Genomic DNA, 23,544 nt, shown 5'->3' on the forward strand with positions numbered 1-23,544 from the left:
GGACCAAAGCCCTATTTTATGCCTGCCTGACTGGAAGTACCTTCAAGGGGAGCCACGCTCGCACGAATAGTTAAACAAGGTCCTGAATGTATGCGCTACTCACCCAGAAGGCCTGATGTTAAAGGATAAGCGGATATGGAAATGACAGAACGCGTCAAAAAAACATCGGACGAATTATCACAGACCAGAACCGACCTCTCAGCGGGTCGAACGCTGATGTCAGCAGATCGATCGTTGATGGCATGGATTCGGACATCGCTATCGATGATTAGTTTTGGCTTCACAATTTACAAACTGCTACAGGGCTTCCAGCAGAGTGGTGGCGAACTTGCGCGGGATAACACACCCGTAACGATTGGGCTTTTTCTGACCGGGCTGGGCACCGCGTGCATAGCCGCGGGTATTTTTGAATACCTGCATCGAATGACACTGATACGCGATTTCTATCCAGTGAAAACCCTCCGGGCGCCCCTAATTCTGGCAATAATCATGTCATTGTTCGGTCTATTCTTTTTCCTCAGCATAATCATTCAATTGTTATGACGGCCACCATCATCAACAGCAGTGTTTTGCTTTCGGGTGCGGCGGCGCTGCTGTTCGCTGCCACCTTTATGTTTGGCGGGCACTTCCGTCCCTTTGGCAGGTTAATCACTGATCAACGCAGCCTCATATCTTTTGCAGCAGGATCCTCTGCAGCATACGTCTTTGTTCATCTGATGCCCGAGCTCGATGAAGTTAGGCACACCTTTCTGGAATCGGTCAAGTTCTCTATACACCTTGAGGGAGCGGCAATTTACTTTATCGCGCTGATCGGATTTCTGTTTTTTTACGGCCTGCAACATTTGCGTACTCGGTTTGCCGGCGGGGACAAGGGAGACCTGGACTTCAAAATCCATGTTGGCGGCTTCGCTGCCTATGTTTGGCTGGTGTCTTACCTTCTTGCAAACCAGCTAAAAGAAAGCGCCGACTCGATCCTGCTCTATTCCATAGCCATGGCCCTGCACTTCCTCTCCATCGATTATGCCTTGCGGGAGGAGCATGACCGCAACTACCAAACAAAAGGAAGGCGATTGCTCGCGGGCATGGCTATCTTCGGCTGGGGAACGGGTGTCCTTTTCGCTCTCTCAGAAGGATTTATTGCCGCGCTGACAGCGTTCATATCGGGCGCCATCATTATGAACAGCGCAGTCTCGGAGTTACCACAGCAAAAGGACGGGCGCTTCATGCCTTTTCTTCTTGGAGGCGTTATTTACGCTTTGATCCTTTTACCTCTTTAACGAGACCGGAAACCTGTTATGGAAGACATGCTGATACGCGTTGTTGAAAACATGACTGACCGGGTTAGCGGTCCTCTCCATTTCAGACTGGTACTCCAGCCCGTTATGGCCATCATCTTTGCTGTCTTGTCCGGAATCAACGATGCAAAAAACGGAAAGTCGCCCTACTTCTGGTCTCTCTTCACCCGCCCAGAACATCGTAGGGAGATGCTAAAGGATGGGTGGAAGAGTATCGGGAAAGTATTTGTGTTGGCCATGATACTCGATGTGGCCTACCAGTTTATCGAGCTGGGTTTTGTCTACCCAGGTGAAGTCGCTATCGTCGCCTTTGTTCTCGCCATTGTTCCCTATTTGATCGTGCGAGGCATAGTCACCCGGATTATTCAGGCCGTGCAAAAATAGTCCCGGTGGAGCTGAACCAACCCGGCAAAACCTTTCGGTGGGACCAAAGCCCTATAGAGGCAGCCCTATCACGAGCTTATTCTGAATTTATCAAATAGTGTTAAAAAACAATATTGGCGTTTCGCTGATTCAGAATAACGCAGGAGACATGGATGGCCACTCTTCCCGATGATGCTGCAACGCAAACCCCCTATCCGGTTGACGCGCCACCGGGATTCCACTTGCTCGCAAAGCCCAGTGGATCAACATGCAATATTGATTGCACCTATTGCTTCTTTCTCTCGAAGGAAGCGTTATACCCAAATGCCAAAAGCCGGATGTCCCAGGAAACACTCGAAGCCTACATTCGCCAATTACTCGAATCCCACCGTACGCCTCAGGTTACTGTTGCCTGGCAGGGGGGGGAACCAACACTGATGGGGCTTGATTTTTTCCAACATTCCCTCGACCTGGTGGAAAAATACCGTCGCCCCGGCCAGGACGTTCAGCACACCTTTCAAACCAACGGCATCCTGCTCAACGACGAATGGTGTGCCTTTTTCAAAAAGCACAACTTTCTTGTTGGTCTCAGTGTTGACGGGCCTCGTGAACTACATAACGTTTACCGGGTAGACCGACATAAAAAGAGCACCTTCGACAAGGTTATGGATGGTTGGCGCTGCCTGCGCAAACACGATGTGGATTTCAACATTCTCTGCACAGTGAATGCAGCCAATCAGGAGCACGGCCGGGAGGTCTATCGGTTCTTCCGGGATGAACTGGGCGCCAAATGGATGCAATTCATCCCTATTATCGAGCGTGCCAGCGAGCAGACCCTGGACATCGCCAACCAGGGCTGGAGTGCTCCGTCTGACAAAAAGAACAAACGCTTGCTTTATACCCAGAGTGGCAATCTGGTTACAGAACGTTCCGTAGGTGGTGAGCAATATGGACGCTTCCTGATCGACATTTTTGAGGAATGGTTGCGGCGGGATGTTGGCCAGGTATTCGTGCAAATGTTCGACGTCACCCTGGAGGCATTTTTCGGTCGCCATATGCTGTGCATTCACGCCCCTACCTGTGGTTACGGCCCGGCACTGGAATACAACGGTGACCTATACTCCTGTGACCACTATGTAGAACCAGACTACAAGCTGGGCAATATCCACGAAACGCCGATGGTTAATCTGATTGCCTCCACAGCCCAACGCCAATTCGGGCAAGCCAAGATGGATTCACTGACTGAGCAATGCCGGGAATGCAAAGTCAGGCATTTATGCAATGGCGGCTGCCCCAAGGACCGTTTCTCCCGTTCTAACTCAGGTGAAGCCGGGCAGAACTATCTCTGCCCGGGGCTTGAACTGTTCTACATGCATACAGGGCCGGCATTTAACTACATGGCACAGCTTTTCCGGATCGGTCGCCCACCCTCAGAAGTAATGGATTGGGTTGCGGACGAGGACAGGAAACGCGACCCATACGCACCTTGCCCTTGCGGCAGCGGCAAGAAGTTCCGCTTCTGTCACGGCAGTGAACCCGATAAAACATTTTCAGGTGTCGACGCGCCGCCGAGCCGGCAAACGGAAATTCCGGTAACAGTAGTGACATAACGTGACTGCATGTATACCAGAGTGATGGGCACTTCCAGCGCCCAAAGAAACGGAGTTTATTAAACGTGAGGAGTGTTAATCATGGCAGATAAAAAACCCAACATCCTGATCCTCTGGGGTGACGATATCGGCTGGTGGAACATCAGCTATAACAGCCGGGGCCAGATGGGCTACCGTACCCCTAACATCGACCGCGTTGCCAATGAAGGCATGGCGTTCACTGATTACTATGCCCAGCAAAGTTGTACGGCTGGCCGTGCTGCATTTATAACCGGCCAGAATCCAATCCGTACAGGCCTCACAAAAGTGGGCATGCCCGGGGCTGACGTGGGTATGCCTGACGAGGATCCCACGATTGCCGAACTGCTCAAGCCTCACGGCTATGCCACCGGCCAGTTTGGCAAGAACCACTTGGGCGACAAGGACAAGTTCCTGCCGACCATGCACGGGTTTGACGAATTCTTCGGCAACCTTTACCACCTTAATGCCGAAGAAGAGCCGGAAGATATCGATTACCCGAAAGACCCGGCATTCAAAGAGAAATACGGCCCCCGCGGAGTACTGCACTGTTGGGCGGATGGAAAGGGAGGCCAAAAGGTCGAAGATACCGGCCCATTGACCAAGAAGCGCATGGAAACCATTGATGATGAAGTCACGGGGCATGCTCTGAGATTTATCGATGACGCACACAAAGCGGGTACACCCTTCTTTGTATGGTACAACACAACAGCCATGCACTTCCGGACTCACGTTTCCGAAAAGAACGTGGGTAAGAGCGGACAGGGCTTCTACAACGACGCCATGGTTCACCATGATGAGAACATCGGCATCATGCTCGACAAGCTTGACGAACTGGGCATTGCCGAGGACACCATTGTCATGTACTCAACTGACAATGGTCCACATTACAACACCTGGCCGGATGCAGGCATTACACCCTTCCGAGGAGAAAAGAACACTAACTGGGAAGGCGGTTGGCGAGTACCTGCCTTTGTGCGCTGGCCAGGCAAGATCAAGGCCGGTTCCATAAGCAACGATATCGTCTCCCACCAGGATTGGTTGCCAACGATTCTGTCCGCCGCCGGCGAACCAGACGTATCGGAAAAATTGCTGAAAGGTCACAAGGCTGGCAACAAAACCTTCAAATGTCATATTGACGGTTTTGACATGCTGCCTCACTTCACCGGAAAAGCAGAAAGCCCCAGAAAAACGTTCTTTTATATCAGCGATGATGGAGACATTCTCGCCATCCGTCACAAGGACTGGAAAGCAGTGCTGATGGAACAGCGGGAAAAACAACTCATGTGCTGGTTTGAACCGTTTGTGAAGTTGCGTGGACCCAAGATCTTCAATCTTCGCCAGGACCCGTTTGAGCGAGCTGACCACAATTCCAACACCTATTGGGATTGGTATATCAGCCGTGCTTACCTGCTATCCGGAATGCAGGGGCTGGTCGCTGAAGAGATTGATAACTTTGTCAAATTCCCGCCGCGCCAGAAACCCGCTTCGTTCAACCTGGACGCAGTAATGAGTCAGCTTGCGGAAGCAGGCAACGCAGCTACCTAAGCTCAAAGCGGCTTAACCTGAAAGAAACCGCGTCCGTTTTTTAAACGGACGCGGTTTCCCGCCAAACACAAGATCAGCATTGTCTGTCCCCCCATAGAAGACAGGTTTATGACCGACGCCGTTAGACCAAATCCCGATGTCAGCACCACCACTAAGGAAGTGAGCGATTTCTACGAACGCCACCCCTACCCTCCTCCCGTGGACAACCTGGATCGCTACGACAAACGTTGGACAGATGAACGGCGTCGCACCGATTACCATCTGTTCTGGCCCTCCCAAAGCTACCGGGATGACTTTACTATTCTGGTTGCCGGTTGCGGTACGTCCCAGGCCGCCAAATACGCACTGCGCTGGCCCAAAGCACGGGTGACCGGAATTGATGTCAGCGCCAACAGCATTCAACACACCGAAGCCTTAAAGAAAAAATACAAACTCAACAATCTGACCGTCTTAAAACTGCCCGTAGAAGAGGCGGGCAAACTGAGTCAACAATTTGATCTGATTGTCAGCACGGGCGTTCTCCATCACCTGCCCGACCCGGATTCAGGATTACGATCCCTGCGCGACGTGTTACTACCCCACGGCGCCATGCAGTTGATGGTGTACGCACCTTACGGCCGTGCAGGCGTGTATTTACTTCAGGATTACTGCCGCAGGCTTGGTATCGGAACCAGCTCCCGTGAAATTCAGGACCTTGCGACAAGCCTGCAGGCTCTACCGCCAGACCATCCTCTGGTCCCGTTGTTACAGCATGCCCCTGATTTTAATGATGAGGCCGGTATTGCCGACGCCCTGCTTCACCCTCAGGACCGAGCCTACTCAGTGCCGGAATTCCTGAATTTTCTGTCCAGGGCCGACCTCAAGCTTGGCCGCTGGGTACGGCAAGCCGCCTACCTGCCTCATTGCGGCGCACTGGCCTCATCGCCGCATAACGCTCTGCTGGAGAGGCTTCCTCTTGCAGAACAATACGCTGCCATAGAGGACTTCCGCGGCACCATGGTGCGGCACAGTGCGGTGGTCTATTCCAAAGACCAGGCCAGGGACCAGGTCGTCTCGTTCACCGGATCTGGCTGGTTGGATGCTATTCCCTTAAAGCAACCTGACACCATCGCAGTGGAAGAGAATTTGCCACCGGGAAGCGCCGCCGTATTAATAAACCGGAGCCACACCTACACGGATATCTACCTGCCCATAACCCAGGGTCAAAAGGCGCTTTATGATCAAATTGATGGCAAGCAGAGCATCCGCCTGATTATCGAGCGCATTGCCGGACAAACTCACAATGAAGTCCTGCATGAAAATGTCCGGCGTTTTTTCGAACAACTCTGGCGCTACGACCAGATTCTGCTCGATAACTCCAAAACCTCCGGTTGCTAAAAGCCAACGCCCTGCCTCTGAATTCAGGCTGAAAAAGCCCGGGCCCAGGTGCGCTCGACGGCCTCAAACAGGCTGTCGGTGGCCAGCGCCAGCAGCCCTATCAGGATTGCACCTTGCAGAACGTAGGCGGTATTACCATTAACCAGCCCCGCAATCACAGGGTCTCCCAGCGTGCGGGCACCGATGGTTGAGCCGATCGCAGCGGTTGCGATGTTGATGGTGACTGAAGTTCGGATGCCGGCCAGTATCACTCGCCCAGCTAAAGGAAGCTCCACCTTCAGCAAAACTTGCACGGAAGACATACCCATGCCTTTGGCGGATTCAAGCACCGCCGGGTTAATACCGTTCAGGCCTGCCAGGGTATTCCGCAGAATTGGCAGTAATCCATAAAGCACCAGTGCAAACAGCGTCGGTTTTTCGCCAAACCCCATGAGGGGCACTGCAAGCGCCAGTACAGCAACGGGCGGCACGGTCTGGCCGATGGAAGCTATCTGGCTGACCAGTGGCAGGAACTCCCGACCGGAAGTGCGGGTCACAAAAATGCCGGCAGAGACAGCCACCAGCGTGCCGATTGCGGCGGAAACCAGCACGAGCCATATGTGACTCTGCAATAGCGTTAAAAAACTGTCTCTTTTGTAAATCAGGTTATCGCTGCCGGGTTCCACCCATGAAAAAAACGGCGTCATTGTGGGCAGCCAGGCTGCCAGCAAACATAATGAAGCAATCAAGACCAGCGGTGCTAACCAGACCCGCATTACGCACCGCCCTGCAGGAGCTGTTCACGTGTTACCGTACCAACTTCTTCGCCGGCTTCACTATTTACCGGCAGTCGTGATGCATTCTTCCAGACCATAACCGATAGTGCGAAGCGTAAGCTATCGGCCTCCTTCAGACCGTCCGCATTAGGTTCCCGTTTGCGAGGCTGAGGGTACCGTTCCATCAACTCGCCCACCGAGCGCAAAGCCAGAAGTTTCAGCCCGCGATCACCCTTGCCTATCAGGTTTTCCACAAAGGCGGATGCAGGCCGTCGAAGAATCTCCTCTGGTGTATCGTGTTGAATGATTTTCCCCTTATCCATTACTGCGATACGGGTAGCCAGCTTCAGGGCTTCATCAATATCGTGGGTCACGAATACGGTGGTTTTATTCAATTGCCGCTGGATCCGTAACATCTCCTGCTGCAGATTTTCCCGCGTGATGGCATCCAGCGCGCCAAAAGGCTCGTCCATCAGCAGAATATTCGGGTCGCCCGCCAACGCTCGCGCCACTCCCACTCGCTGAGCCTGGCCACCGGAAAGCTGGTGGGGGTATTTAATCGCATCGGTTTCCGGATCGAGACCCAACAAGATCAGCAGCTCATCAACACGCTCATCGCGTTTGCCGGCTGGCCATTTGAGCAGGTCGGGCACTACACCGATATTGCGTGCGACAGTCCAATGTGGGAACAACCCGGTGCTTTGTATGGCGTAGCCCATATTCAGCCGCAGAGCCTCGGGGTCGGCTTTGTTGATATCCTCGCCATCCACAAGGATTTCGCCGCTTGTACGGGGTAAAAGACGATTGATCATCCGAAGCGTGGTGGACTTGCCGCAGCCCGAACTGCCCACCAGAACGCAAACCTCGCCGGTTTCTACAGTCAGATCAATATCATCAACCGCCACGGCATCACCGAAACGCCGAGTGACGCTTTTCAGCTCAATCACTTTGATGTCTCCTGAAATTTCAATGCCGACAAAATGGCATCGGCCGCCAGTGCCAGAAACACCGTGGGCAAGGCACCGAGCAGTACCAGATCCATCGCGGCCTGGCCCAGCCCCTGAAATATGAACGTGCCAAAGCCTCCAGCGCCAATCAGTGCGGCGACAGCGGTCAGGCCAATGGCCTGTATGGTGGTAATCCGCACACCTTCAATAATGACTGGCAGCGCGAGAGGAAGCTTTACCTGGCGGAATATCTGTCGCTCGTTCATTCCCATGCCACGCCCTGCATCAACAACAGACTCAGGCACCTCCATCAAAGCAACATAGGTGTTGCGCACCATTGGCAGCAGGCTATAGGCTATCAGTGCCAGCAAAGCCGGCGCCCAGCCAATGCCGCGTATGCCCAGCGTCTGAAGGAAAGGAAAGGCATCCGACAATGCCCCCAAAGGCGCAATCAGAAGCCCGAAAAGCGCCAGACTGGGGATGGTCTGCATAAAACTGACCAGCCCCAGCAGCGGTCGCCGCATCCGCTCCCGTTTCACCATGGCAAGCGCCAGAGCGAAGGCGAGCACAGCACTGATGGCAACGGCGCCCAGCGACAATGATAAGTGCACGGTTAGCGCCTGGAAAAACTGATCCGAACGATTGGTGTACTCACGGATAAGCGCCAGGCTGGACAATCCCTCACGGCTTGCGCAGAGCCACCAACCAGCCACAATCAGAAGCACTGTTGATAACTGAAAACGGCGTGAGGCTTTGAGTTGGCCAAGAGTTTCCAGCAGCATCAGGGCAAGAAGAAACGCCAAACTCCAGAACCCTGCACCTACACCAATCCTGGCATAGCCGGAATCCTCCGGAAGCTGGCGTAGCGCTAATACCTCGAGCAACAGCGGTAAAATCATCAGGGCGACCGTCAGCAAGACCGCCACCACCTGAAAGCGTTTACGGGCTGGCCTTGTTGCGAGCACAAACACAACCACTAGCAGAGATATTACAGCGCCCGTCCCAAGCCAGCCGGTCGAAGCATAAAGGCCGTAGCCGGTTCCAGACACAATGCGGTTGGGCTGAACCACACCCAGATCCAGCAGCCACACGCATCCCAGCGCAGCCAGTGCTAACGCTTGCACTACACGATTAGATTTCACAGGGTTCGGCAGTGTCGTGATTAAAGGCACTGGTTAGTCCAGACTAAGGCTTTCCAGATAATCCCGGGCTACCGCTTCCGCAGGAGCGCCTTCAACTGCAACCTTCGCATTCAGCGCTTGCAGGGTTTCCAGGTCGAGCGATTCGAAAACAGGCTTGAGCAATGGGCGTATTTCAGGATAGGCCTCCAATACGCTTGCTCTGACAATGGGTGCCGGTTGGTAGACCGGCTGCACACCTTTGGTGTCTTCCATCACCTTCAGGCCGAGTGCGTTGAGGCCACCATCGGTGCCATAGGCCATGGCCCCGTTAACATCATTTGAATTGATTGCTGCTGCCCGCAGGGTTGCTGCGGTATTTCCGCCCGACAGAATAAGCAGCTGATCAGACCTCAAGGTAAATCCGTAAGCTTTCTGGAACGCCGGCAGGGCGCTGGCCGACTCGACAAACTCGGCACTGGCGGCAAATTCAAACGGCTTGCCAGCGTTTATGTAGTCCGCCAAATCTTCGAGGGTTGCCAGGTTGTTTTCCTTCGCCAAATCGCCCCGAACACTCATCGCCCAGGTGTTGTTGGCGTTCGCAGGGGTGAGCCAGACAATGCCCTCGGCTTCGCGGTCAAGCTCGGCTGCCATTTCGTATGCCTTTGCGGCATCTTTCCATACCGGGCTATCCGCCTTGTTGTAGAAGAAGGCAGCGTTGCCGGTGTACTCAGGGTAAAGATCGATTTCTCCGGCCTTGATCGCACTACGTACAATGCTGGTGCTGCCAAGCTGCAGCCGGTTTTCTACGGGAACGCCTCCACTTTCCAGGCGCTGCAGAATCATCTGACCAAGAACCCCACCCTCCGTATCGATTTTCGAAGAAACCACCACGGGGTCCTGCGCCGAAACCGAACCGGACACACACATCAACGCAAGAGCAATACATTTCACCAATGATTGCGAGATCCCACGACACGCTCTGTTCTGGGCCAGAGCTTTATATTGGCGCGTAACTCGACTTATTCTGAAATTTGGGAGAAGCACGGGTATTCCTCTTTGTCATTGGGCTGCTTTCACCAGCCCGGGTTTCAATGAGTTTGACAGCACTACTATATCTATATCGTAGGTCAAAAAGTCCAATTCGCTCTTGAGTACCTATGCCTTCCAAACCTCTTCTCAGGCTTGAATCGCTTCCAAAGCCACTCTCAGGTTCTCCACCGTCCGATCCACATTATTCAGTTTTTCCAGTCCAAACAGCCCCATGCGGAACGTACAAAAACTTTCGGGCTCACCACACATCAAGGGCACTCCCGCCGCCGTCTGCAAGCCCTGCTCACGGAACAGGCTGGTATTGTGAATATTAATATCGTCGGTATGCAGAACCACAACGCTAGGTGATGCAAACTCCGAAGCGGCTACGCTTTTGAAGCCGGCACCGTAAAACAGTTCACGCACCTGCTTGCCAAGTTCTTCCTGGCGTTTGTAAAGCAGATCCGGCCCAGCTTTCAGCGTCTCGAGCATGGCATCACGAAGAATCACCAAGGTGTCAGTAGGCATGGTTGCGTGGTATGCATGGCTCCCGGACTCATAGGCCTGCATAATTTGGGACCATTTGCGCAGGTCTCCCGCGAAGCTGCTGCTGGTGGTTTCCTCCATGCGTGCGATCGCCCTTTCACTCAAAGTAATCAGAGCTGCGCAGGGTGAGGCGCTCCAGCCTTTCTGCGGCGCGGTAATAAGAACGTCTACGCCGCAGGCTTTGGTGTCAACCCATAGGGCTCCCGAGGCTACGCAATCCAGTACAAACAGGCCACCAACCTCCGTTACTGCGTCACCTATAGTTTTCAGATAGTCATCTGGCAGCACAATACCTGCGGCGGTTTCCACATGAGGAACAAAGACAACTGCGGGTTTTTCCGTTCTTATGCGCTCCGCCACCTCTTTGGCTGGAACAGGTGCGTATGCTGCCTGTGGCGAATCATCCAGAGCCCGGGCTTTTAGTACGGTAATGTTGTCAGTGATTCGTCCAGCTTCCAGTATCTGTGACCAGCGGTAACTGAACCAGCCATTACGCACCACAAGACAGCTCTCTGCGTTGGCAAACTGACGGGCAACAGCCTCCATCCCGAAGCTACCGCCTCCCGGGACAATAACCGCGCCTTCCGCGCTGTACACCTGTCTCAGGATGGCAGAAATATCCCGCATCACCTTTTGGAAGGGTGCCGACATGTGATTCAGCGAGCGATCATTGAAGACCACGGAGTATTCGAGCAATCCGTCGGGGTCAACAGAAGGAAACAATCTGGACATGGAGGGAAACCCCTTACTGGTGAAGTCTGTGGATGAATAAGCTATATCGCCAGTCTAACAAAACTGGCGTTCCGCTTTTTATTTCTTACGTTTTCCTCGGGCCTACTTGTGGAAACCGACAAAAGCTTATAACTTGATCATAGTGACTATTTTGTCGCTTTCTCCTTTAGTTATCAGAAACAACGCATCAGGTGAGCCTGTGAGAACGCTTTTCTCAGAGACCATTCCTCTTTACTGTTTCGGTGCCCGCTCACAGGCAGGCACTGCTGGCGTGTTGTCCGCCTTTCTCTTTTCTCGCTGAATCCGCTTTTAAAACGCCGGATTCGGCGTCTGAATCCTGAAATCCCGAGTTATTAATCTATTTTCTGGAGATTACTATGGCTGATATGCCGGCAATATTGGTTGCTGAAGAAGACTTCAACCGTTTAAACACCCTGATCGAAAAACTGGGTGATTCGGATGCTGCAGATGGTCTGGATGATGAGCTGAGCCGGGCAACGCTTGTCCCGCTCGCGGAAATGCCGGCCCACGTAGTAACAATGAATTCCAGCGTTCGCTTCAAGAACGAGGATAGCGGTCAGGAACAGGAGCTGACTTTGGTGTATCCGCACGAAGTGGGCACAGGAGAAGGTAAAATATCTATTCTTGCGCCAGCGGGCTCTGCCCTGCTCGGCCTTTCGGTGGGCGATTCAATCGAGTGGCCAATCCGTGGCCGCAATAATATCCATCTCAAAATCATTCACGTTACCCGGAAGGGCTGATCACCGGGTAAGAGTTGCGGGTACGGCCTGACAAGGCCGTCCCGACACGGCTAGTCTTTGCTCAAACGGAACTGGTCAATGGTTTCTCTGAGCGCCTCGGCCATCACAAGCAAATCACCTGCAATATCCGCCGTTTCCTGAGCATCCGTTGACGTCTGCTCTGCAGATCGGCTGATTTCAATCACGTTCTGATTAATAGCCTCTGACACATCGCTCTGCTCATTCGCCGCGCTTTCCATTTCCTGGTTGAGTGATGTAATTTCACGAACGGCTGCTGCAATACTCTGCAACTCAGACTCTACCTTCAAAATGGCCTCTACCTGATGCCCCGCCATGTCTGAGGCATCGCGCATGGTAGCCACGCAATCGACCACCTCGCTTTTGAGCCCGTTAATCGTCTTGCGGATTTCCTCTGTGGACACCTGGGTACGTGACGCCAGTGCACGTACTTCATCTGCAACCACAGAAAAGCCACGCCCCTGTTCCCCGGCTCTGGCCGCCTCAATCGCCGCATTCAACGCCAGCAGATTTGTTTGCTCGGCAATATTGGAGATCTCCTCCAGCATGCTCGCCATCTGGCCGGTGCGCTGGTTCAGATCCTCGATTCGTCTTGCGCCGCCCTGCACTTCAACATTGAGCGCTTCAATACCCTCTACTGCGGTCCTTGCCAGACGTTCGCCGCTGTTCGCTGACTCGGCTGTTTCTGCTGATCGGCGAGTAGTGTTGTTGGCGTTTTCGCGCACCTGAATTGCCGACGCAGCCATTTCCGTGGTTGCACTGGCGACCTGGTCCGTATTGTTCTTCTGGGCCATTACTTCATCACCGGTAGTTTCCGCTTTTGCAGAGATGCGACGAGCTGCCTGCTCCACCTGCGCAGCGTTATCCATGACCGTATGCATACTATCCCGGATTTTTGCCATCATGCGATTGAACGCCAGGGATACCGAACCAATTTCATCGTTGCGGGAAACGTCCAACTCAACCGTAAGATCAGAGTTTCCGGAGATCTCATCCATACTGGCCTGCAGCCGACGCAACCTGGAGAAAACCAGTCGGTTCAACGCCAGGGCTGTCAGGAAGAAGGCTGCAATGAAGAAAACTGCCTGAATGCCGCCGCTGGCAATTAATTGCTGCTGCAGGCTATCGTCACTCTCTGCAAGGGAGTAGTCGACGCGAATGGCACCCAACACATCGCCTTCCCTTGCCTGATGGCATCCCAGGCAGTTCACACCCTGGTAGTCTTCCCGGGCAATGACCGGTTCAATCAGTGTATAAACGCGACCGTCATCGTTGCTTGAATAGTGTTCAATCCGCTCGCCCGCCAAGGCCCTTTTATCCGCGGCGTCACGCGTCTGCTCTGCTTTCGTACCGCCACCAAACATCCGGTTCAACTGATCACTGCGGATCACCCTTACATCCAGCACATCTTCCGGGGCCATAACCTTGTCACGAAGCACTTCGCGGTTACTGATCGTGCCGGTCACCATCATGGTGTTCAGACCATCAAAATAGGATTTGGCCAGACCATCTACGTATTTATGGCTGAACTCCTCCATATGGTCACGTTGGGCATCGGCGCTGTACAACAAGGTGAAAACCAGAATGAGTGAAAACCCGGCTGCCAGAGCAGCGAGTAATAGAAAGCGTATGGAATATTGTTTTTTCATAATAAACCGGATTTCCTCAGAGACTCCCTGTATTGACGGCAAAGTGCCGGGTAACTTTATAGATATGCGTCAATTTTTTACTGACATAGATCAGAATGACGCATTTCCTTCGACTGGCCCGAAACGTGCTTATTAACGTTCTAACGAGCATTTTTTGGCGCGCCGGCTGCGAGCCAATGGAGGAAAACGTACCATGTCACTGCTGTCATCCCTTATACAGGCAAGCACTCGCTTCCAACAAACTCTGGAAAACCGTCCGTCAGCAGGCGCAGAGGAACAACAAGCAAAAGGCGCAGGCAGTGTAGAAGCCGTGTCTCCTTCAAGACCTGGCGATGATCGTTTCACACCATCGGGGGACTCCCTGAGCGACACCAGTCGGCAAAGATCACAGAAGCTACCCATCGCGGACTACAAGCAAACCGTTGGGCAGGACCTTGCCTTTATAAAAGAGACAATGCGGCACAAACTTGCCGAATACAGCCTGAATCCAGCCACGGCAATCAGCGTTAATAAAAATGATAGTGGTAAAATTGAAGTGGGTGGCGCAGTGGCAGAAGAAACCCGCACGCGCATCGAAAATGACCTGAACGTCAATAAAAACTTTGCAGATGCCTTCAACCGGCTGAGCGTCAACGAACCGACGCTGCACTTTATGGATAACGCCCTGAGGCTAAACCAGGCCTATGGTGTAAATAATCCACTGCTGGACACACTGGTTAGTGAAAACCAGCAGTTCAACGGCTTGCAGGATCTCGTGCACCGCTACGATACCCTGCGCCGCTCAGTCCCGGCCGATCAGATTGAAACTGCAGCAAATCGAGGTGCCTACGCCTTTAACCTCAACACCCGCGCCTGAGCATCAGGTTTCGAAGGGAGCAGGATCACCTTTCCCGACCCTTGTAACAGTCGGCACATCTCCAGTGAAATTGACCACGGTTGTTGGCTCCATGCCACAAAAGCCGCCATCAATAATCAGATCCAACTCATGCTCCAGGGTGTCCCGGATATCATAGGGATCCGTCATAGGGTCAGACTCGCCTGGTAAAATCAGGGTGCTACTCATGATTGGCTCGCCAAGCTCTCCCAGCAGGGCCTGTACAATCGCATTGTCGGGAACCCGAACGCCAATAGTGCGCCGTTTGGGGTGCAGCAACCGCCTTGGTACTTCACTGGTCGCATCCAGAATAAACGTATAGGGCCCGGGCGTGAACGTCTTCAGCAACCGGTATTGGGTGTTGTCCACTTTGGCATAAACCCCAATATCTGAAAGATCCCGGCACACCAGCGTGAAGTTGTGTTTTTCATCCAGCCGGCGAATCCGCTTGATTTTGTCCGCCGCAGGCTTGTCACCCAAATGACAGCCCAGGGCATAGCCCGAGTCGGTGGGGTAAACCAGAACACCACCACTGCGAAGGATCTCCACCGCCTGTTTGATCAACCGCTTTTGCGGGTTCTCGGGATGTACTTGAAAAAACTGGCTCATAAATGCTCTCCGCCCTGATTTTCAGAACTTGTTTTTTGAGCGCTTGAAGCCGCGGGCTGCATATCCGCCTTTGAACCGCCCATACAATTTGGTGATGCTGGCGCTTCCTGCCCGGTCGCTTCCCACTCCTCAGGAGAGTATAGGTGCAACGCCAGCGCATGCACGCCTCCGGCCATCTCCAGCTCTTCGGAAAGCACCTTATAAATTGTCTGGTGCCGCTTCACCTTCATCTGGCCCGCAAACTCTGACGACACCATCGTTACCTTGAAGTGAGTTTCCGAGTTTGCCGGCACACTGTGTTTATGACTTTCGTTTTCAATCTGAAGAATACTGGCGTCAAACGTATCCTTCAGCTTGGCTTCGATTGTTCTCTGGATTTTCATGGTTTATTTCCCCATATCCGCTTCTACATTGGCGAACAGTCTACTACAGAAGAAGCGAGCTGCCCGAACCTTGACACCCAACCACCAAACCGCCACATTCCACTCCCATCCAACCCCTACAAAATCGTAGCCGAATCATGCTCCTGTATATCGCCGAAAAACCAAGCCTCGGCAGAGCCATTGCTGCCGCTCTCCCTGGCCCCTATCAAAAAGGCCAGGGGTGGGTCCGCTGCGGCACAGGCGCTGAAGCCACTACCGTAAGCTGGTGCATCGGCCACCTCCTGGAACCTGCCGAACCTGCCAGCTACAACCCGGCCTGGAAAACCTGGCGCCAGCATGATCTCCCCATGTTCCCGGACAAATGGCAGCTTAGCCCCAAAGACAGCGTTCGCCACCAACTCAAAGCTCTGGAATCCCTGATAAGACAGGCCGACACCATTGTGCACGCTGGCGACCCGGACAGAGAAGGCCAACTGTTGGTAGATGAAGTCATTCGCTATTTCGGAACCAGAGCGCCCGTAAAGCGGATACTCATCAACGACCTGACCCCGGCCGCGGTGGCTAAAGCCATTCAGCACCCCAGAGACAACCATGAATTTCTCAGGCTCTCACACTCTGCGCTGGCCCGGCAAAGGGCCGACTGGCTTTACGGCATCAACCTCACACGCTATTACACGCTGAGTTACCAGCAACAAGGAGAGAAAGGCGTTTACTCTGTTGGCCGTGTTCAAACGCCAGTGCTTGGCCTTGTGGTTGAGCGGGACAACGCCATCGAGGACTTCGAGCCCAGGCCTTACTTTCGCATCGAAGCACGCTTCCGGGCACAGGAAGAAGAGGCAGATCAGCAGCCTTTCACTGCCCGGTGGCTCCCGGACGACCAGTTCCAGGACCACCTGGACGACGAAAACCGCCTACTGGATCGCGCAACCGCAGAACAAATTGCCGCCAGTATTCATAGCCGGCCTGGCTCAATTCTGGAATCCCGCTTTCGCGACAGGCCCGAAGCACCTCCCTTACCCCTGTCGCTGTCAGCCCTGCAGATAGAGGCTGGGCGCCTTTTCCGCATGGGCGCAAAAGACGTACTGGATACTGCTCAAAACCTTTATGAGCGCCATCAACTCATCACCTACCCCCGTTCCGACTGCCGGTATCTGCCCGAAGGGCATTATGCCCAGCGTGAACAGGTCACGGGCGCGATTGGCAGGGTCTCACCAGAGCTTGCGGAAGCCTGTAGCAAAGCCGATTTCAGCCGCAAAACCGCTGCCTGGAATGATAAAAAAGTTGATGCTCACCACGCTATTATACCGACCAGCCGTACTGCACCCAGCAGCAAACTCACTGACGCCGAACAAAAAGTCTACGGTCTTGTCAGCCGCTATTACCTGATGCAATTTGCAGCGGACGCCATACATCGCGAAGGCCGCCTTACCTTGCGTGTAGCAGAGCACCGCTTCCGTGCGACAGAAACCGCTGTGTTCAAGCCGGGCTGGAAAGCACTGGAGCTGAAGCTTCGGGATAAACAGAAAGAAACAGAAAAGCCTCCCCTGCCTCGTCTGGACAAGGGGGAGCCGGTATTCTGCGAAGACAGCACCGTAAGCGAGCGAAAAACGCAACCGCCCCAATACTTCACCGATGCCAGCCTGCTATCGGCAATGACTAATATTGCCAGATTTGTAACCGACCCTGAGCTGCGGAAAACCCTGCGTGAGACCGACGGTCTTGGTACAGAAGCAACCCGTGCGAACATCATCGACACGCTGTTCAAAAGGGACTACCTGTATCGTGACAGCCGCCACATCAGAGCCACCGATAAAGGTAAAACCTTGATCGGCGCCCTGCCGGACTCCGTTAGCAAGCCAGACCGGACCGCGGTGTGGGAGGCGACCCTGGAAAGTATTCGCAGGGGCGAAGATGACCCGCGAAAGTTCCTGCAGAAACTGAAGACTGAAATCCGTGGCTTCATCCACCCAACCGCGGATGGGCGGGGCGCAGTACCGCAAACCAATATCCCCAACTGCCCCAAATGCCGAGCCCCGATGACAGAAAGGGACGGCAAGTTCGGTCGTTTTTTTGCCTGCACCCGCTACCCGGATTGCCGCGGCACCCGACCCGTTGAGGATACGACTCCGGAGGATGGGTCCGGGCAAAAGCCCATACCCTGCCCCCACTGTTTTTCACCTCTGGTCCGGCGAAAAGGAAAAAAAGGTTGGTTCTGGGGCTGTAGTAATTTTCCTGCCTGCCGACAAACACTGGATGACGATGACGGAAAACCTGTAACTCCTTAACGCAAGGCTACATAACGAAACGGAATGCCGAGAAGCATTTTGTGATAATTGCCTGATACGACAGGACATCCTGTATCGCGCGCAGCGAAACAGATTTGCGAAAAGACATCATCTACTCCAGGAGAGGCGCAATGCGCATTGCTCTGCTTGAAGACCAACAGGAACAGGCTCAGCACATTCAGTCTATTCTTTCCGAACGCGGCCATCACTGCGACAGTTTCCCGACCGGGCAGAGCTTTCTCAGCGCGGTGCTGCACCGAAGCTATGATTTGATGATCCTTGACTGGCAAATTCCTGACATGACCGGCATTGATGTGCTGAAAAGCGTCAGAGCACAAATTAACTGGCCAGTCCCTGTGGTATTTCTCACCCAGCGCGACAGCGAATCCGATATTGTTGAGGCCCTGGACGCGGGAGCGGACGATTTCCTGGCGAAACCGGCGCGCGCCGCCGAACTGGTAGCCCGAATCAATGCTCTTGCGCGTCGTGCCAACCCCGACAACGAGAAAGAAGTCCTTAAATACGGACCTTTTGAGGTTAACACCCAGCACCGAACTATTTCTCTCCATGGTGAGGCCCTCACCCTGACCGATAAAGACTTCGACCTGACGTTGTTCCTGTTTCAGAACCAGGGCCGTCTGCTTACCCGAGAAGTACTCCTGGAGCGGGTTTGGGGACTAGCCAGAGATATCAATACCCGGACGGTAGACACCCATATGAGTCGCCTGCGGCGTCGACTTGGTCTGAACCCGGAAAACGGCTTCCGTATCAAGACGATCTACCAGCGCGGTTATCGCCTTGAAGCCATGAAAGCCGAGGCTTCAGATGGGGAAATGGCAGAAGCCCAGGAAGTGCAAATACCGAATGACTGAACACCGTATGGCTTCTACCACCAAAGTATTCCTGTTGCTGGCTCTGCTGGCGCTGGGCATGCCTGTGTGTGCAGAGCTCTCTATTACTCGTGGCTCAGCAATACCGGCAAAAAGTGGCAGCAACAATGCCTCACCTGAGTGGATTTACACGCTCAAACCCGGTGAGAGTTTTACGGAAGTGGCCAGCGACCTTCTGGTAAAAAGCTACGGTGTCGCCCGACTGCTTCAACACAACGCCATTGAAAACCCTGCAACGCTTGGAGAAGGCGACCGCATTCGCATTCCCCTGTCCTGGCTGAAAAGACAGCCCGACCCTGCTCGCGCCACCTCGGTCTCTGGCAACGTTCAGCTTATCTCGGGCATGAATGGACAGAAAAAACCGCTGACCCAGGACACCCTGATACGAGTAGGCGACGAGGTGCTTTCCGGTGCCGGAGCTGCAACTATCACCCTGGCTGATGGTTCGGAAGTGCGCCTGTCTCCGGATTCACGCCTGATTTTTAACCGCCTGACTCAGTACGGCAAGTCCGGCATGATAGATACGCGCTTGAGGCTCAATCGGGGCGAAGTGCATACCCGGGTCAAGCCAGTCATCGAAGGGGGCGCCCGCTTTGAAATTGAAACCCCATCTGCCGTTGCCGCCGTTCGCGGTACCGCATTTTCACTGCAAACCGGGCCAGAAGGTACCAGCGTACAGGTAACGGAAGGCGTGGTTGACTTCGGAGCTCGAAACCGCGCTCAGCGAATTCCTGCCGGCTACAGCGCAACTATTTCCAGTATCAGTCGCAACGAACTGAGCATCCGCAAAATGCCACCCGCGCCAGAAATCAACCCACTGGCCTCGGTACTCAACCAACTACCGGCAGAGATGACGTGGAAGCCAGGCCCGATTCCAAACTATCGCCTGGATATCTTTGAAACAGACAGTGGTCGCTGGATTGAAAGCCGTGAAATCAGCGGTAACCGATTCGATATCAGCCGCCTGGACAATGGCCAGTATGAGGTTCACCTGGCAGCGTTTGACCAGCAAGGAATGACAGGGATGCCCGGGATACTGCCAATAGAAGTTGATTTGCAGGCCCGAACAGCCAGCCTGCTGACACCGGAAAGCGAGGGCAGCGTAAATGACGACATGCCCGAATTCCGCTGGACCCTCAATGGTGAAAACGAACTTGCCAGGGTAGAAATTGCCGAAGATGAAGCCTTCCGGAATCTGGTGGCAACCAGTGAATGGGCACCTGGAACAACCGCCCTTCCTTCCCGCCCCCTGAGCCCTGGCCAGTATTACTGGCGCGTTGTGACAGAAGCCGGTGGGAACTCCGTGGCGACAACCCAGCCGCGCAAACTGATCGTAAACGGGACGCTCCCGCCGGTTCGCATTATCAGCATCAATTACATCGACAGCCAGGTTCGTGTGTTCTGGGAGAAGGTGGATACAGCGGCCAATTACCGGATGCAGCTGGCAGAAGAACCGGGCTTCAACAACATCATAAAAGAAGCTACTCTACCGGATACCACAGCGGCCTTGCGTCTTATTCCCGGAAGGCGGTATTTTGTGCGCCTTAAAGCTCTTTCTGATGGCCCGTTACAAAGCCGCTGGGGACCAGGGAGGGAGTTGTACCTGGAATAACATTTTGGACGACCAACAAGCACAGCAGGACTCATGACCCGGGACTGGTTTCCAATTAAAACGACTCCATGGACGCTCGGCCTGGCACTCCTGCTGATGTTTCTTCTCGCAGAAATGACAGCTCTGCCGCAACGCGTTGACTACTGGCTGCTTGACTCCGCCATGCTCGCAAGCCCGGCGTCCGCATCCCCCAAGGTATCAATCGTCGCAATTGACGACCTCAGCCTCGCCCAACACGGCCGCTGGCCCTGGCCACGAAGAACTCACGCTGCTCTTATCAGAAAGCTGCATCAGGCCGGTGCCGAAACCATTGTATTTGACGTACTGTTTACCGAACCTTCTCCGGACGACACTGTGCTTAAGCGCGCCATGCAGGCCCATGGCAAGGTCATTTTGCCGGTGCACATCTCACCACCAAGCTCACGCCTGTTGTTGAGTGAACAATTCCCGGCACGCGAATTGATGACCGCCGCTGCAGGCCTGGGACATGTGCACGTCGAACTGGATCACGACGGTATCGCCAGAGGGCTCTACCTGTTCAACGGTATGGCCCGCCAGCTGTTGCCAGCTCTCGCGCTGGCAGCCTCTGATGTCAGTTCCCGACAACCTGAATCAAATGGTTCACCTCCATTTGTAAACGTACGGGACGACTATCGGATTACCCCCCTCGCAGGTGGTGCTGGCACGCTGCCCACATTCTCCTACAGCGATGTACTCAACGCTCCTCCAGCTTCGGACGTGTTTAGTGGTAAGACGGTTTTTGTCGGCGCCACAGCAGCCGGACTGGGAGACGTCCTGCCAACATCCTTCTCTGGCCTGAGCAGGCCGATGTCCGGTGTTGAATTTCATGCCAATGCATTTTCTGCGCACCAACAAGGACTGCTTATCAAGCCGGCGCCTGGATGGGCCGGCATAGCTGTAGCTATGATAACACTCGTATTGCTGGCCATTCTGTTGCCACGCATGCGCCCAGCCCGAACCCTTTTTGCCTGCATTACTGTGGCCGGAGCTATTTTTGGCCTGTCCATCTTTATGCTGACCGTATTCAAGGTGTGGCTTCCCATGGCTCATGCTCTGATCATCCCCCTGCTCGCGCTCCCTACAGCCAGCGGCCTGCGCCTCGCAATGACCAATCGGTTCCTCAACCGACAACTGGATGAATTGGCCCGCACGCCAAGGGTGAATTTGCCTGAGCTTTCCAAACGCCCCCTGACGCAGCTTCTCGAACATTTTCAGGCACTGTTTCAGCCACGTGGCTGGTTACTGATGGAAGATAACAACATCCTTTCCAGCCGCAATCTTGGGCTAGCCGACATTCCTGAAAATCTGGAGCCAGGGCTTTGGCAAAATGACGGAAACCTGAGCTGGATTCAGCTGAATCGCGGCAACAGCCAATACACGCTGGGCCTGACGTTGCCCAACGATCTGAGCAAGGACGCAATACAACGCTACCTCAGGCGATTAAAACTTTCAGACTCCGGCATGGCAACAGCAAAGTTTCAACCGAGCGAAAACATCTCAGCACGCATCGAGCGTGTAAAGGTAGCCACTGATCGCCTGAACCACATGCAGGAGTTTATCCGCCGTAGCTTCGAGCGCATGCCCGACGGCATCATCGTGACCGATGAACTGGGCATCATCCGTTTTGCCAACGGGCATATCGAGGAGTGGTTCGGAGAGCCTATGCCCAGCCTTGGCGGGCTCCCACTGACGAAACTGCTGGAAGGTCATGATCCACGCGAAACCCCGCCCTGGCATGAAACGGTTTCAGAAACCCTCACACTGCTGCAAAGCCGGACCGTAGATCTGAACATCCGGGATAAGGACTTCCTTATCCATTTCGCGCCCTTCGCACTTCCCGATAGCAATCAATACGGAATTATTGCCAATGTATCCGATATCTCCGAGCTTCGTGAACAGCAGCGCCAGCACCGAGAGGCCATTGACTTTATCTCCCACGATGTTCGGTCACCCCTGGTGTCACAACTCGCTCTCATCGAACAGCTGAAACGCGACCCTACTCACATTGACCAAAGCCAGCTGGATCAACTGGGGCGGCTGGCAAGACGGAGCTATCACCTGGCTGAGGAGTTTGTTCAGCTGGCGCGGGCGGAACAGCTGACCGAGACCCGCTTCTATGAGTGCGAATTTCTCGCAATTGTTGAAAATGCGCGGGACAGCGTGAGCGAGCAGGCACTGGAAAAAGACATCTCATTGCAGCTACAAGGCACAGAAGACCTCTGGTTAAGAGGGAATGCAGAACTGCTTGAGCGCGCTGTTATCAACCTTCTGACCAACGCCGTTCAGTACAGCCCGGAAGGCTCAGCTGTCAGCCTCCAGGTGTTTCGTGCAGGGCACCAGGCATGCCTGACCATTGCAGACGACGGCTCTGGCATAGACCCGGAAGAACTCCCCCATCTGTTTGATCGTTACCGTCGCCAGAAAAGCAGCGAACTGGCAGGCATCCATGGTACCGGGCTTGGGCTTTCGTTTGTGAAAACAGTGGTAGAGAAACACCGCGGCGAAATCTATGTGGTTTCGAGCCCCGGAGAAGGCTCATCTTTCACACTTAAACTTCCAATTACAGATCCGATGTCGTGAGCCTTCGTCAGGATTTGATTTCCTTGTCAACGACTGCGGACGGTGCACTCAACAAACCATTATTATCCTGAACCAGAATTGTAAAATACCAGGTCCCAGTGTCCAGACCGCTCACTTCGTGTGTCATCCGGGCATCCACCTGAGCATCGTAAATTATAACTTCCCGGTCCAGATTATCGGCATCCTGGCCGTAGCGGATAATGTATTTATCCAGCTCAGCCATTTTGATCCCATCACCGTTTACACGGCTCTCAGGTGCACTCCAGCTCAGGACAGCGGATTTCTCCTGGGACGGAAAAGCAGGCCGATTGACGGTACTCTCGGTGTCGCTACTCGCGGAGCTTGAGACAGAGTCTGAGCTGTCAGAATCAGAACCACCGCCACAACCTGTAAGCAAAACTCCAAAGGAAAACGCGGCTATCCATGCCACTGACACTTTAATGACGCGCTTCATAGTATTTTTACACCAATATATCGTCGAATTTCCTGAATGATACAAAACGCGGACGATTATCAATGTG

At 53.9% G+C, this 23,544-nt stretch carries 21 protein-coding genes; 12 read left to right on the forward strand and 9 right to left on the reverse strand.

The features are described 5' to 3' along the window. Positions 1 to 135 precede the first annotated feature (135 nt). The 6 genes from Q4606_RS17035 to Q4606_RS17060 all read left to right on the forward strand — a co-directional run bounded on the left by Q4606_RS17035 (position 136) and on the right by Q4606_RS17060 (position 6,211). Complete coding sequence (locus Q4606_RS17035; RefSeq protein ID WP_303608218.1) at positions 136 to 543, forward strand: YidH family protein; 408 nt, start codon at positions 136 to 138, stop codon at positions 541 to 543. Continuing rightward, on the forward strand, positions 540 to 1,277 hold the full coding sequence (locus Q4606_RS17040) for a hypothetical protein (protein WP_303608219.1): 738 nt from the start codon (positions 540 to 542) through the stop codon (positions 1,275 to 1,277). The genes Q4606_RS17035 and Q4606_RS17040 overlap by 4 nt, the downstream gene beginning before the upstream one ends. Positions 1,278 to 1,295: 18 nt before the next feature. After that, positions 1,296 to 1,679: a hypothetical protein gene (locus tag Q4606_RS17045; protein ID WP_303597220.1), complete on the forward strand. Its 384-nt coding sequence runs from the start codon at positions 1,296 to 1,298 to the stop codon at positions 1,677 to 1,679. Between the two features lie 152 nt (positions 1,680 to 1,831). Further along, entirely contained in the window at positions 1,832 to 3,268 is a 1,437-nt protein-coding gene (locus Q4606_RS17050) for an anaerobic sulfatase maturase (RefSeq protein ID WP_303597221.1), read from the forward strand. A gap of 81 nt (positions 3,269 to 3,349) precedes the next feature. Further along, entirely contained in the window at positions 3,350 to 4,834 is a 1,485-nt protein-coding gene (locus Q4606_RS17055; protein ID WP_303597222.1) for an arylsulfatase, read from the forward strand. A 108-nt stretch (positions 4,835 to 4,942) separates the two neighbouring features. Beyond that, a complete protein-coding gene (locus Q4606_RS17060) occupies positions 4,943 to 6,211 on the forward strand; it encodes a bifunctional 2-polyprenyl-6-hydroxyphenol methylase/3-demethylubiquinol 3-O-methyltransferase UbiG (RefSeq protein ID WP_303608220.1) in 1,269 nt (422 codons plus the stop codon). A gap of 23 nt (positions 6,212 to 6,234) precedes the next feature. Here Q4606_RS17060 and Q4606_RS17065 read toward each other — a convergent pair whose 3' ends face one another. The 5 genes from Q4606_RS17065 to Q4606_RS17085 all read right to left on the reverse strand — a co-directional run bounded on the left by Q4606_RS17065 (position 6,235) and on the right by Q4606_RS17085 (position 11,341). Further along, positions 6,235 to 6,966 carry an ABC transporter permease gene (locus tag Q4606_RS17065; RefSeq protein ID WP_303608221.1) on the reverse strand — a complete coding sequence of 244 codons (732 nt, stop codon included), beginning with the start codon at positions 6,964 to 6,966 and terminating at the stop codon, positions 6,235 to 6,237. Beyond that, a complete protein-coding gene (locus Q4606_RS17070) occupies positions 6,966 to 7,913 on the reverse strand; it encodes an ABC transporter ATP-binding protein (protein ID WP_303597225.1) in 948 nt (315 codons plus the stop codon). The genes Q4606_RS17065 and Q4606_RS17070 overlap by 1 nt, the downstream gene beginning before the upstream one ends. Continuing rightward, entirely contained in the window at positions 7,910 to 9,055 is a 1,146-nt protein-coding gene (locus tag Q4606_RS17075; RefSeq protein ID WP_303608222.1) for an ABC transporter permease, read from the reverse strand. Before Q4606_RS17075 ends, Q4606_RS17070 begins: the two co-directional genes overlap by 4 nt. Positions 9,056 to 9,088: 33 nt before the next feature. Then, positions 9,089 to 9,961 carry an ABC transporter substrate-binding protein gene (locus Q4606_RS17080; protein ID WP_303597416.1) on the reverse strand — a complete coding sequence of 291 codons (873 nt, stop codon included), beginning with the start codon at positions 9,959 to 9,961 and terminating at the stop codon, positions 9,089 to 9,091. Positions 9,962 to 10,210: 249 nt separating this feature from the next. After that, positions 10,211 to 11,341 (reverse strand): aminotransferase class V-fold PLP-dependent enzyme, encoded by a 1,131-nt coding sequence (locus Q4606_RS17085; RefSeq protein WP_303608223.1) that lies wholly within the window; start codon positions 11,339 to 11,341, stop codon positions 10,211 to 10,213. A gap of 377 nt (positions 11,342 to 11,718) precedes the next feature. On the opposite strand from Q4606_RS17085, the gene rnk reads away from it, so the two are divergent. After that, positions 11,719 to 12,102 (forward strand): nucleoside diphosphate kinase regulator, encoded by a 384-nt coding sequence (gene rnk, locus Q4606_RS17090; RefSeq protein WP_303608224.1) that lies wholly within the window; start codon positions 11,719 to 11,721, stop codon positions 12,100 to 12,102. A gap of 50 nt (positions 12,103 to 12,152) precedes the next feature. Here the strand turns inward: rnk and Q4606_RS17095 are convergent, their stop codons facing one another. After that, on the reverse strand, positions 12,153 to 13,769 hold the full coding sequence (locus Q4606_RS17095; protein ID WP_303608225.1) for a methyl-accepting chemotaxis protein: 1,617 nt from the start codon (positions 13,767 to 13,769) through the stop codon (positions 12,153 to 12,155). Positions 13,770 to 13,962: 193 nt separating this feature from the next. Between Q4606_RS17095 and Q4606_RS17100 the strand changes: the two genes are divergently transcribed. After that, complete coding sequence (locus Q4606_RS17100) at positions 13,963 to 14,625, forward strand: hypothetical protein (RefSeq protein ID WP_303608226.1); 663 nt, start codon at positions 13,963 to 13,965, stop codon at positions 14,623 to 14,625. 3 nt (positions 14,626 to 14,628) lie between these two features. Here Q4606_RS17100 and Q4606_RS17105 read toward each other — a convergent pair whose 3' ends face one another. Together Q4606_RS17105 and Q4606_RS17110 are read right to left on the reverse strand one after the other, a co-directional pair. Next, a complete protein-coding gene (locus Q4606_RS17105) occupies positions 14,629 to 15,252 on the reverse strand; it encodes an L-threonylcarbamoyladenylate synthase (RefSeq protein ID WP_303597231.1) in 624 nt (207 codons plus the stop codon). Then, entirely contained in the window at positions 15,249 to 15,635 is a 387-nt protein-coding gene (locus Q4606_RS17110; RefSeq protein ID WP_303597232.1) for a BolA family transcriptional regulator, read from the reverse strand. Before Q4606_RS17110 ends, Q4606_RS17105 begins: the two co-directional genes overlap by 4 nt. Positions 15,636 to 15,772: 137 nt before the next feature. Between Q4606_RS17110 and Q4606_RS17115 the strand changes: the two genes are divergently transcribed. The 4 genes from Q4606_RS17115 (at position 15,773) to Q4606_RS17130 (ending at position 23,023) form a co-directional block, all read left to right on the forward strand. After that, positions 15,773 to 17,920, forward strand: coding sequence for a DNA topoisomerase III (locus tag Q4606_RS17115; RefSeq protein WP_303608227.1), 2,148 nt, complete (start codon positions 15,773 to 15,775; stop codon positions 17,918 to 17,920). 131 nt (positions 17,921 to 18,051) lie between these two features. After that, complete coding sequence (locus Q4606_RS17120; RefSeq protein WP_303608228.1) at positions 18,052 to 18,792, forward strand: response regulator transcription factor; 741 nt, start codon at positions 18,052 to 18,054, stop codon at positions 18,790 to 18,792. Further along, positions 18,785 to 20,422 (forward strand): FecR domain-containing protein, encoded by a 1,638-nt coding sequence (locus tag Q4606_RS17125; protein ID WP_303608229.1) that lies wholly within the window; start codon positions 18,785 to 18,787, stop codon positions 20,420 to 20,422. Before Q4606_RS17120 ends, Q4606_RS17125 begins: the two co-directional genes overlap by 8 nt. Before the next feature lie 33 nt (positions 20,423 to 20,455). Further along, entirely contained in the window at positions 20,456 to 23,023 is a 2,568-nt protein-coding gene (locus Q4606_RS17130; protein WP_303608230.1) for a CHASE2 domain-containing protein, read from the forward strand. Positions 23,024 to 23,030: 7 nt separating this feature from the next. On the opposite strand, the gene Q4606_RS17135 is transcribed toward Q4606_RS17130, so the two are convergent. Beyond that, positions 23,031 to 23,246: a fibronectin type III domain-containing protein gene (locus tag Q4606_RS17135; protein WP_303597237.1), complete on the reverse strand. Its 216-nt coding sequence runs from the start codon at positions 23,244 to 23,246 to the stop codon at positions 23,031 to 23,033. Between the last annotated feature and the right edge of the window lie 298 nt (positions 23,247 to 23,544).

This window comes from Marinobacter sp. 1_MG-2023 (assembly GCF_030549045.1).
GTDB lineage: Bacteria > Pseudomonadota > Gammaproteobacteria > Pseudomonadales > Oleiphilaceae > Marinobacter.